A 255-nucleotide genomic window follows, 5' to 3' on the forward strand; every position below is an offset into this window, starting at 1 on the left:
GGAAAAGTGTCAGTACAGGGCAAACCAATTACTTTAATGGGTGAAGGTGTCTCAGTAGGTGAAAGTGCACCTGACTTTAAAGTAGTTGATGGTAACTTTACGCCTGTAACGCTCAAAAACTACAAAGGGCAAGCATTACTAATTAGCGTAGTACCAAGTTTAGATACCGGTGTGTGTAGTTTACAAACTAAGCACTTTAACGAAAAAGTGGCGCTGCAATTTCCAAGTATTGAAATATTGACTGTAAGCGCTGAT

The 255-nt window shown here is 39.6% G+C and carries 1 protein-coding gene; it reads left to right on the plus strand.

The genetic code is table 11. The annotated features are described in order from the left end of the window. A partial coding sequence (locus SB756_RS32495; RefSeq protein ID WP_410913562.1) for a redoxin domain-containing protein occupies nt 1–255 on the plus strand: 255 nt, incomplete at both ends.

The organism is Pseudomonas sp. SIMBA_068, assembly GCF_046534705.1.
Taxonomy (GTDB): Bacteria; Pseudomonadota; Gammaproteobacteria; order Pseudomonadales; family Pseudomonadaceae; genus Aquipseudomonas; species Aquipseudomonas putida.